This window comes from Methanococcus voltae, from assembly GCF_017875395.1.
GTDB lineage: Archaea > AGJL01 > Methanococci > Methanococcales > Methanococcaceae > Methanococcus > Methanococcus voltae_C.
Window position 1 is genome coordinate 122,997 of record NZ_JAGGMO010000002.1, and the last position, 11,940, is coordinate 134,936.

General features: G+C 28.5%; 6 protein-coding genes. 1 reads left to right on the forward strand and 5 read right to left on the reverse strand.

Annotated elements, in window-relative coordinates; all coding sequences use genetic code 11:
* The 3 genes from J2127_RS02950 to J2127_RS02960 form a co-directional block, all read right to left on the reverse strand.
* Positions 1-4,278 carry a right-handed parallel beta-helix repeat-containing protein gene (locus tag J2127_RS02950; RefSeq protein WP_209731976.1) on the reverse strand — a complete coding sequence of 1,426 codons (4,278 nt, stop codon included), beginning with the start codon at positions 4,276-4,278 and terminating at the stop codon, positions 1-3.
* Between the two features lie 271 nt (positions 4,279-4,549).
* Positions 4,550-5,443: a GTP 3',8-cyclase MoaA gene (moaA, locus tag J2127_RS02955; protein ID WP_209731977.1), complete on the reverse strand. Its 894-nt coding sequence runs from the start codon at positions 5,441-5,443 to the stop codon at positions 4,550-4,552.
* A gap of 197 nt (positions 5,444-5,640) precedes the next feature.
* Positions 5,641-6,825: a redox-regulated ATPase YchF gene (locus tag J2127_RS02960; protein WP_209731978.1), complete on the reverse strand. Its 1,185-nt coding sequence runs from the start codon at positions 6,823-6,825 to the stop codon at positions 5,641-5,643.
* A gap of 432 nt (positions 6,826-7,257) precedes the next feature.
* On the opposite strand from J2127_RS02960, the gene J2127_RS02965 reads away from it, so the two are divergent.
* Positions 7,258-9,612 carry a tetratricopeptide repeat protein gene (locus tag J2127_RS02965; protein ID WP_209731980.1) on the forward strand — a complete coding sequence of 785 codons (2,355 nt, stop codon included), beginning with the start codon at positions 7,258-7,260 and terminating at the stop codon, positions 9,610-9,612.
* A 105-nt stretch (positions 9,613-9,717) separates the two neighbouring features.
* Here J2127_RS02965 and J2127_RS02970 read toward each other — a convergent pair whose 3' ends face one another.
* Complete coding sequence (locus J2127_RS02970; protein ID WP_209731982.1) at positions 9,718-10,404, reverse strand: hypothetical protein; 687 nt, start codon at positions 10,402-10,404, stop codon at positions 9,718-9,720.
* A gap of 100 nt (positions 10,405-10,504) precedes the next feature.
* Positions 10,505-11,884 carry an O-phosphoseryl-tRNA(Sec) selenium transferase gene (gene spcS / locus J2127_RS02975; protein WP_209731984.1) on the reverse strand — a complete coding sequence of 460 codons (1,380 nt, stop codon included), beginning with the start codon at positions 11,882-11,884 and terminating at the stop codon, positions 10,505-10,507.
* Positions 11,885-11,940 lie beyond the last annotated feature (56 nt).

Sequence of the window (11,940 nt, forward strand, 5' to 3'; positions counted from 1 at the left end):
TTAATTTATTAAAGTAGGTTTACCATCTTTTAATTTAATTTTTAATGGACCTGTTACGTTTTCAGTCATTGATAAATAATACTGAACAGCTGTTTTAGTACCTACCCTATCAGAACCAGCAACATATATGACTTGATAACCATTGATTTTTTGAACTTGTATAACTCCCGTATCTTTTCCCGGTACATCATTTGTAATTTGGATATCAAAATATCTATCATATTTATTTGCCAATGGATTAGCTACAGGACCGCCAATAAGTAAGGTGTTTGAATTTATTGACATATCTACAGTTCCATATGATTCTTCTTTTCTATTTTCATATGTTAAACTTAACATCTTTGCAGCATCTATATCTGCATCGGCTCCGATTATTATTCTTGATTTACTTAGCATTGCTCCAACTACTTTTGAAACAGTTTGTCCGGTATCAGTTAAGATTGTAGAAATTTCCGTATTATGACGTTTACTACTTCTACCGCTGTATGTTGGAGTATCTGGAGTATCTGGTTCACTTGGTAATAAACTTTCAAATAATAATGACACTTCAGGGTCTTTTATCAGAGTTAACTCTACAACTTTGTTGTCTATAAGTCTGTACCATCCTAAAGTACTGTTATAGTCATTTTCTTTTAATGGTGTATCTTTGGTACCGTCGTTTACCAAAATTCTCGTTAATTTTAAATTGCCAAGCGGTAATCTCATTATTGTATAACCTTTTTTAGTTGTATTTTCTGCAGTGAATTTTATTTCAGAGGTTACCTTATTATCCTCTTTTTTAGTAGATAACGTCATATTTGAAATATTAAATCCACTACTTGAAATTACCTTTGTTTTATTAATCACAGTATTTACAACATTTTCAATTTCTTCTTCCGTTGTTGCATTTGATACACTTATATTATTAGAAGTATTTTCAATTTCTTCCATTTTTTCTATTGCTTCCACAGTTAATTTAGCAGAAACATTTTTCAATTTAGGTAGTATTAATGTATCATTTTTAACTTTTATTTCTGTTAAACTTATATTCGTATTGTTTAATTGTTTAATTCCGCCCTCTTCAATTTCGCCCCATATTTCATCATCGATTGTTATATTACTGGTTTCATTTCCTAAAGCTTCTTTAACTGTACTATTAAGTACGGTTATGTAAATAGGCTTTGTTGCATTGTTTCCTGCAATATCCTTAGCTATCATCAGTATGATATGGGTACCTGTTATACTTGCATTATATTCGAAAGTTTTATTATATGATATGTTATTACTACTTGTTAGATTAAACTCTTGCCCCCGTAATAATACATATACTTCTTTTAATTTTGTATTATCTTTAACTATTGCAGAGGCGGTTATATTATACGTACCTTTTTCTAAACCGTTTGGTGAAATCTTAGCTCTTGAAATAGTTGGTTTTTTAATATCCAAGTAGCAAGTTACAAATTCGGTTGAATTTACAATAAATGTATTATTTATTAATTTATATTCTGTTATGTATTCGTCTTTATTTTCAATTAGTTCTCCATCACTAACGTTAATTAAAATTAATTTACCATATAGCTTACTTTCCGATAAATTTTTCAAAACATCGGAATTATTGATATTTTTAAACTCATAGGATACAGGATTATCACATAATTCATCATATTTTTCAGATAAATAAACTCCGTAAGTTTTAATATCTAAAGTATCTTTTAAATTTATTAATTGATATTGTAATTCATTACTTGATAAATTTAAAGTACCTGTGAATTTTATTTTTGTAATATCTTCTTTTTCTAATTCTAAACCGGTGAATGACTCATAATTTTCTTCATTTACTAAATTTACATTATTTATAATTCCTTCTTTAGTTAATCTATCGGATAATTGTACAAATTGGTAATTTATTTCATCAGTGATTCTTATTAACTTTTTCATTCTAGAATCTGAATAGTATGGATTAAATACAATATTACCGTACATTTTACTTTTAATGTCCAAGTAATCATTTGAATCCCAGTAGTTATGGGACATATTAACGTCTTTTATGTCTGAAAAAACATAAGCATTGTAACCCTTACTTCCATATATTTCATTTTCGTGAATAGATATATTTCTTGCTTCTGGACCTTCATACCACGAGGTGTATGATACATCAAAAGCTTCCAACTCTGAATTATATAGTTTATTTCCTGAAACGTTACAACCACTTATATAATTTGCCAAAATTATTGAATAAGTATTATTTCGTAAAGTATTATCCAATAAAGATATGGATGTATAATTAAGTGGGTCTTCCCAAACATCTTTACCAGGGCAACCACATACATAAATACCAACCTGGCTATTTAAAATCTGATTTTCAGATACAGTAACATTATCTGCACCATAAAGTAACATTGCAGTACCCGTCCATCTTTCACCAGTCCATCCGCAACCAGTTATTATATTTTTAGAAACGATACCTTCTGCCAAATCTGCTAATTGTAGAGCATTTGGTGCCCAAGTTACATTTCTATCTTTGTTGGGTCCATTTATAATATTTCCTGTTATATTAGTATAACCCATTTTTACACTAATTCCACCCCTTGAAAATTCATAAATTGTATTGTTTGTAATATTCGTATTTGAATTTCCATTAACAGATATTCCAAAAGTTTCTGCAGTACTTACGCTAATATTTGTAATATTTAGATTATTAATATTTGAATTTGCATTTCTAACAAAAATGATCGAATATCTAACCCCTTTTTCAGGTACGTAGTTATTTGCATCGAATTTAAAACCATTTATATTTGCATTAATTACTTTGTCACCAGTTACTTTATTATCCGTAACAGTTCCTCCGTACATAAGTACATTGTATACGTACTTCTTAGTCTCTTCCTCGATACCAATTTGATTTGGGCTTTCTGGCAACTTCAAAACTGCATTTTCAGAACCATTTAAGGTAATATTTTTATTGATAAGTATTTGCTCTTCATAAATTCCATCTTTAACATTTATTATGTCAAATTCATCAGCATCATCAATTGCATATTGAATTTTGGAATATGATTTATTTTTATTAATATTTACAATTGGAGAATTTGTTAACTCATTAAATTCTTCATCTATGTAATATGGTACGAAATAAATTTTACCATATACGTCTGCCATTTTTGAGCTTATTACGCCAAAATTGGTAGTCCCCCAATAATTATGAGATACGTTAACTGCCTGGGTAGTAACATCCATATTGCCCACGAGTACTGTATTATTGGTATCCACCCAGTTTTTAGATATGTTATTATTAATATCTGCATTTTTAATTACTAGTCCTGCATTATCGTTATCATATACGTGATTATATTTTATACTACAGTTTTCAGAATCTAACTGAATCCCTGCAATATTATCGTAAACTTTGTTATTGATTACTGCAATTGTAGTTGAATCATCTAAAGCAATACCATTCCAGCCAAAACCTGTTACGTTATTTTTATAAATCATGTTATTAACTGAATTTGTATTGTCTACCCCATTACCTTGATGACCTATGGAATTAACAGAATTTTGAGAAATAAAGGCTTTTGTAGATTCAAGTAATACAATACCGTTTCTTTTTGAATTTATTTCTTTATTTTCATTATTTATTATAATTTCATTATTTATGATAGTTAAATTTTCGACATTATTTGCATATATCTGATTTCTATTATTGTTGATTAATTTTGTATTTTGAACAGTTGAATTAGCACCGTGGTAAAGACAAATACCGGAACCTGTGCTTATCCCAAAGCCGTTTTCTTCGATTATTGAATTATTAATATGAACACTTGCATCTACAAGGATACCATATTTAGAAATATTGTAAATATAAACATTATCAATTTTAAAGCCATAAAGTCCTTCAGATATTAAAATACCTGCATTTGTAGCATTTGCAACTGTAATATTAGAAATACTAGTATCTTTTGAAGAAACCGTTATTATATCGGATAGTAATGTTGAAGAATCTCCCCCGAGTACTATATTCTTAACATTTTCAATATCATTTCCAGTTTTTCCAACAATTGACAATGTTTTATCTATTGTTATACTTTCTTTATACTTACCCTGCTCCAAATATATTATGTCATTATTTTGTGACGCAGAAATTGCATCAGCGAGTGGAGTATCGCTTTCTACAAAATCTTGACCTTCAATTGTATAACCTGTTGTAGTTACTGTTATATCAGTAGCATACACGTCAGATATTAAATTGAAGGTTAAAATTATAGTTAATATAAGCATTAACTGCTTTGATAGCTTTTCCATTAGTTACCCCTCAAAAGAATATACTAAAACATTTTAATATTTATATAAATTAATATATTAAAAAATTTATAATTCATATTTTATACGTATTTTCATCTGAGTTATTAAAAATGTAAAATTTATAAAGAATAAAAAAATAAAAATAAGAATAAAAATAAGAATAAGAATAAAAAAATAATATTCATATTAATAACGTAAAAAAGAATACTAAATATAAGTTAATAATTATTAAAATAATAAATTAGTAATTTAACAGAGGTTAAAGTATTATTTATTTACAGAATGGTTCCCTGTTATCAATACATTCTACAAAATACTTTTTAACATCTGCTTCGCCATTTCTGATTGGAGTTAAAACGTCTACTAAGTTATCGTCTCTTAAAAGACATGCTTTTAGTTGTCCATCATAAGTTAATCTAATTCTTGTACAATGTCCACAAAATTCAGTATTGTCCATAGGTTTAACGAATTCAACTTCTAAACCATTTTTAAGAACATATTTCTTCCTGTTTTGCATAAATTTTCTTGTGACTACATCCACAGCATCTTTTGCAATTTCTTCTTCAAGTTTATTTACATCTACGTGTTGTTCTTTTAATTCTTCTTCCATTGGAATAAATTCAATCACTTGTAGAATTGCACCAACTTTTGAGCAATAATCCATTATTTTTGGCAATTGATCCAAATTACACTTCATTGCAAGATAATTAACTTTTAAAGGAGTCAAACCTACTTCGATGGCTTTTTCAATTCCTTTTAAAACTTTATCTACGTTTCCACCAGTTATTTCCTTGTACTGTACAGGGTCTAGAGTATCAAGGCTTACGTTAACTCTATCCAAACCAGCTTTTTTTAGACCTTCGGCATATTTTTCTAACAATATACCATTTGTAGTCATTGAAATATCGATTATTTGTTCGTGGACGATATTTTCAACTATTTCTACTATATCAGTTCTTAAAAGTGGTTCGCCTCCAGAAATCTTTATTTTTTTGACTCCGAAGTCCAAAGCAGAGTGAACAATCTTTCCAAGTTCATCGGGTTTCATCAAAGTATCCTTTCCACACCCATGACCTTCTCTGTGGCAGTAGAAACATTTTAAATTACATTCGGGGGTTACTGATATTCTAAAAGATTTTATGGCTCTTCCATACTTGTCTTGCATAATAATCACGTGGGGTAATTAAAACTAATTAATCTTTGATATAAAATAGTAATCCTTATCAGTATATTAACTTAACTATTTGAAATTCTATAATATAAATTGGAAAATAGTAATAAATTAAAAAATTAAGTAAATTAATCTATTTATCTATTAATCTAGTAAGTTACTTAAATTATTAATTTAGTAATTTATTAAAATTATGCTGCTGAAACGATTTTTATAACGTCTCCGTCTTTTAATTCTTGGTCAGCACCTATTCTAATTTTTTTCTTCGCATCAACTGCATAAATAAATTTATCCCCGATATCGGTGTGTATTTTGTACGCTAATTCTTTAGCAGTTGTTCCTTTTTTAACCAAGTGTGCGTCGGGAAGTACATTTCCTTTTTTATCACAGTATTTGTTTTCATCTTCTACAGGGTAGACTACAATCATATCTAAAAGTTCAAAATATGCCCTATTTATTAAATCCTGAACTCCGGTACCATCATATTTGTCAGCGTAATTTTTCATATAGAGTAATGCGTTTTTCTGTGCTTCATTTAAGTCTTTGGTTGCTTCTTCGTTTATAGTAACTTTTTTACCATCGTAAGTAACTAAATTAGCTTTTGATACTTTGTTGAGTGCCAATTCTATTTCTGCAGACGTTGGTATTACAATGAAGTCTTTAAATTCTTCTCTTAATTTTTCGATATTTGCTTCAGCATCAGGATGGTCAGCCTTATTCGCGGAAATTATCATAGGTTTTGAAATCATTCTAAGTGTTGTGGATAATTTTATCATATCTTCGTCAGTCCATTTTATAGGGCTTTCGTCTAACGGTCTTATTGCAGCTAAAACCTGATTTTCAGATATGTTTAAACCACTTAGTTGCTCTGCGATTATTCTTGCAGGTTTTCTTTCCTGTTGTGCTTTTCTTGATAATTTATCCCAGTTTTTAGACAATATATTGTAAATCCACATGTCAAGCTCGTTTAACAAAAATTTAACGTCTTCAATAGGGTCATGGTTTTCAGCAGGGTTTCCTTCCAAATCTGTTTTTCCACTTGCATCTACAACCAAGATAAATGCGTCAGCCTGTCTTAAATCGTCTAAAAATTTGTTACCCATTCCTTTTCCTTTGTGAGCTTCTGGAACCAATCCTGCAACGTCTATTATTTCTACAGGTACGTATCTTATCCCATCTTCACATTTTGAGTTATTTGGATTACAGGTTACTTTTAAATCAGTACAAGCACATGTTTTTGTAACATATGATGTACCAATATTTGGATTTATTGTTGTAAATGGATAATTACCGATATCTGCGGTGTTTTCGGTTAAAGCGTTGAATGTTGTGGATTTACCAACGTTTGGTTTTCCTACCAGTCCTAATATTGCCATTTTATCACGTTTATTTTTTTAATAATATTTTATTTAATTAATAATATTAATTAATAGTAATATTGTTATTAGTTTTATTTAATTTAGTTATACATTACTTATAAAATACATATCAATTTAATAAATTAGCGATTAACCTATTTAAATATATACATTTTAGTTTAATATAATGAAATAAAATTCAAAAAAAATTCAAAAAGATAAAATGATAAGCTATAAAAGATAAATTCATTTCCTAATGTATAAATATATTAAATAACACAAAAATTATACAGAATTATATAGACTTACATATTATAATATATCACTACATATCCTGATTTTACATATTATATTTACATAGTTACAATGTACAATTTACAATACTCTAAGTAATTAATAGTACCTATAACAAGTTTACAGTGAATAATGTTAACCATATTGAGGGATTCTATGGATTTTGATGATGCAGTTATTATATACGATGAAAAAAGTGGAAAAAAATACTCTGAATATCTTAAAAAAAGTTTGGAAAAAGGATTCCAAAGATTGTGCACATCATATGATATTTCAAAATTAAATGAAATTGAAATAAAAAAAGAATTTATTAATAGCTGTTATGTGATAGCCTTATTAACTGATGACTATACAAATACGTCGGATGAATATAAAACGAATACTATCAATGCCATAGGCAATGGTAACAATTTAAAATTTAATAAATTAATAAGACTGTGCAAAAAATCTATAGAATTAGAAAAACACCTTATGGTGTACGTATTAGATGATTTAAATCTTGAAATATTTTCAGATTTGGAAAATGATGAAAATAAGATTGATAAAAATAAATTCGTATATACGGGATTTAAGGACTCCTATGAGCTAACAGACAGTGTAAATTATACAATAACTGGAATTAAGGAAAATATGGAAATATCAATTAATAGATTATGTGATTCAAAATTCAATCTTGCAAATTTATATGTATTTTTAAATTTTTTAGAAGATGCGTCAAAAGAATACGAATCAATTTTAGAATTATGTCCGGAATATGGTAATGCCAAAAATAACCAGGATTTAGTTAAAAAATACGAATTACGTAAAAAATATGAAAGTAAATATTGTGCTGAACATGCGGATAATGAAAATAAGGAAAATACTGAAAATAAGGAATATAATGAAGATAATAAAGATAATGTAATCGAACAAACCATAAAAACGAATAATGAAAAAATAACTTTAGAAGAAAACAAAGTTGAAACTAATGAAATTAAGGAAACTAAAGAATCAGGTAATCTTGATGATATGGTTCATTCGATAAAAGAAAAATTAAAAGAAGAGGAAGTTTTGCACAAATTTGAAACGGCAGAAGGCAAGTTAAAATTTGAAATTCCTCCATTATCTGAGTTAAACGAAGATATATCTCAAGAACATCCAAAGCAACAAATTATTGAGAAAAAAGATGTTGCCGAAGCTGAATTAAATAAAATTGAAAATAAAATTGAAACTGAAGCTAGAATTGAAGCTAGAATTGAATCAACTGAATCTAAAGTGGAATTGGAAAAATCTAATGAGTTAATATCTCCAAAAGTAGAAAGTTGTGAGTTATCAGGTAGTGCTGTTAAAAAAGAAAATTGGCCTAAAGTAAAACCTGAAGTAAAAATTGAAATTCATGAACAAAAAATCGATATGAACGAAGGAATTCCTGAAAAAGAAATAATCAGAACTGAAAAAGCTTTAGATGACGAAAGTGACATTATAATAAACTCTTATGAAGATACAGAGCAAAGTGAAGAAGTAACTTCAAAAGAATTATGGCATAAAACAAAAATAACACCGTTACACTCTTTAAAACCTTTTGAAAGTATTGAGTCTTACAATCGTATGGAAGAATCAGAAGATATGAAACCTTCTGAGGTTGGCGCAATTAAAAAAGATGCAAAAGATACGGGAATACTTGACGGGATAAAGAAAGGTATCGATGATGAAAATATCCATGACAAATCTATGGTTGAACACTATATTGAAGGGCTAATGGAAGAAATATTCCCCAAAAAAGAAGATGAAGAGCACATTAAACCAAAAAAACAGCAACCTGAACTAATAAAATATATTGAGTATAATAAGAAAGAACAATTTAATAAAAAATGCTATGATGAAGATATTTCAGAAAATAATATTGTTAGCAAAAAGAATATAAAGGAGAAGGACCACATAACAAGTCAAAATCATTTAAATGATTCTGATAATTACCAATATAAAAAACAATATATAAAAAACGATTCAGATGATGAAAAAGAATATCAAAAGCTTTTAACAAAAGCAAATGAGTATTATTCGTCTGGAGACTATAAAAACGCTGAAAAAAATTATAGGAAGGCAATAACGATGCACTCAAATGTTGCGGAAGCACATAATAATTTAGGTTGCCTTTTGGACAATTTGGGCAACCTTGAAGAAGCAGAACACGAATACAGGCAGGCGTTAGAGGTGGACCCTCAATATATGAAAGCACATAATAATTTAGCTACAATCTTGGGTCATATGGGTAGATACGAAGAAGCAGAAGCCCAATACAATAAGGCTTTAGAATTAAACCCTGATTACTGGGAAGCTAGGTATAATCTAAGCATAATGTATGCTTCAAACAACGAATATGAACAAGCAATTAGCGAAATTAAAAAGCTTTCAAAATATTTTAGGAAAAACGGAGAAATTAAAGAAGCTTTACAATTAAAAAAATTTGTAAAATCTTTAAAAAAGATGGCACACCTTGAATCCGATGAAGTTAAAAAAGAAAATAAATAAAAAACGAATAAAAGACTAAATGACTAAATGACTAAAAGACTAAAAAAATAAATAACTACTAGAATAAAAAAAATAAGAATTAATTTAAAAATTTAAAATTAGTTCTTATTTTATAAATTCTAAAATTTGGTTGTATCTGTTTTCGATTCTTTCGATTAATTCTAAATCATAATCGTGCGTTTTTAAAATACATAAATTACTGTCAAACTTATCTTTTAAATTTAATTCATCTATTTTATCTAAATCATAATCTGGAACAATCACTAATTTTTGTAAATCATCCATTGTATTATTTCCCAAATTTATTAAACAACCTGCTCTGCAAATTTCATCAATCATTTCTAGATTAACTTTACAATTGTTTAAACCCAAGTCATCTAATATTTTTTGGATAAATGACGTATTCGTTATAATAATATTTTTTGAATTAAAATTATCGACCAATTTCTTGATTTCGTCATCAGCATGGATTTGTGTATTCAATTCACTTAGTTGATCAATACTCTCATCTATGTTTTGACAATTTCCTATTTTTAGTTGCTTTAAATTGTTTAATGTATTTATTAAACTGCCTATTGTGACGGCACTTACCTCTATAATTTTATCTGGATTTGCACCTGTGTTATTTGAAACTCTTTTTGTGTAACCTTTAGATATTATGATATAATCATAGTAATCTGAAACGTGTTTTAAGTCGCTATCTTTTTTATAAGGGTTTATTAACTCATAGTCGTCTTCATCTACCCCGATTAAATCCATAAGTTCTTGATACATCTTTGTAATTGCTAACATCTAAAATCTTCCTTTTAATTTTTATTATTTTATTATTTTATTATATTTTTATTATATTATTTTATTAGCACATATTTGATTTTATTTTTAAGTATAATTATTAAATAACCTTACTTAATTTGTCTACCGCATTAATAACGTCAGTTTCTTTAACGCCGATTGAAGCATTCATAACTACGTAATTATACTTGTAATCTTGCATATAACAGTTCCCAAAATGATCTGTGGTTCTTATACCCCTTGGACCGGTAACTCTAAGATTATATAGCTTTGCAGAAACGTCGATAGGGTCTTTTTGTGTAGATATACAGGAAGCTATGGGGCTATCGACATTTAATTTTTTATTTCCTGTTTTATTTGCCAAATCAATCAATAGTTCGTCTAACAAATTTTTGTTCTTAACTTGTTCTTTCATTAAATATGTATATTTGTCCATACCCATTGACAAAAGTGATACAAACGTGTTTACGATAGGTGTTGCGGAAGCCCTACCTGGATATGTCAAAGAAACTTCTTTTAAGAAATTTTTATCTTTTGAATATATAATTCCCCCACCGATTGGAGTCATTAAATTTTTATCTGTGGAACTTACAATAGCATCAACTCGGTACTTTAAGGCTTTTTTAAGCTTATCAAGGTATTTGTGGTTTTGTATTGCATAAGCTCCATTTATAATATGAGGAATATCATTTTCTAGACAATACTTGGAAATTTCTTCCACGTTATCACTTCTACGGGGTGGGAAAAATGTTAACGTACTTAAAACTACTGGATTTTTACCATCTTTTAACTCTTTTTCAGTTGCCGAAATTATATCCTCGACAGGTATTTCCACGCAATCGTCTTTATCACTTAATTTGGTCTCCACAAACCTCATTCTCATTCCTACAAAAGAAGTAGACTTTATAGGGCTTTTATGGGACGCGTAAGGGTAAATTACCACATTTGCACCATCGTATTTGGAATACTGCTTTGTAGTAATTTTCGTATCTTTACCCACATCAACATTTTCAACTAAAAATCCACGCTGTAAGGCACTTAAACATAACGCAATGGACATTCCTGTTGACACAGGTGTTGCCAAGGCGTTAACATTTACATTTAAGTTTTTTAAAAAGCTTTCTAGTATTTTATTTGTTAATGCGTACATAGCACTTGCTCCTGGTGCCTTAGGCTGAGGATCTACGAGATTTCCACTTCTGCCAATGCCATGACAAAAATTAGATGATAATTTTTTATGTATTTCTGATGAAATTCGAGCCTCTCTTTCACCAACTCGTATAGCTTTTGGGTCTTTGTCAGTGTCCATGTTTGCCAAGAAATTTAAAAGTAACTCTATTTTTTCGTCACTTAAACCTTTTTTAGGCATTTTTCGCTGATTTAGTATATTTTCGATTTCTCCGAGATTATCGGATAAGATGTTTAAACCCCGTTCTTCCATATTTTTAGGTATAGTTCCTTTTATATTAATATCAAGCATTTTTTCACATTTTTGACATATCGTTATTTATTTTTATCTTATCGTATCTTATCATA

What these genes read in the sequence shown, in the direction of transcription:
- J2127_RS02950 (WP_209731976.1), bottom strand. Translation starts at nt 4,278, where the DNA reads ATGGAAAAGCTATCAAAGCAGTTAATGCTTATATTAACTATAATTTTA.
- J2127_RS02960 (WP_209731978.1), bottom strand. Translation starts at nt 6,825, where the DNA reads ATGGCAATATTAGGACTGGTAGGAAAACCAAACGTTGGTAAATCCACA.
- J2127_RS02965 (WP_209731980.1), top strand. Translation starts at nt 7,258, where the DNA reads ATGGATTTTGATGATGCAGTTATTATATACGATGAAAAAAGTGGAAAA.
- moaA (WP_209731977.1), bottom strand. Translation starts at nt 5,443, where the DNA reads ATGCAAGACAAGTATGGAAGAGCCATAAAATCTTTTAGAATATCAGTA.
- J2127_RS02970 (WP_209731982.1), bottom strand. Translation starts at nt 10,404, where the DNA reads ATGTTAGCAATTACAAAGATGTATCAAGAACTTATGGATTTAATCGGG.
- spcS (WP_209731984.1), bottom strand. Translation starts at nt 11,884, where the DNA reads ATGCTTGATATTAATATAAAAGGAACTATACCTAAAAATATGGAAGAA.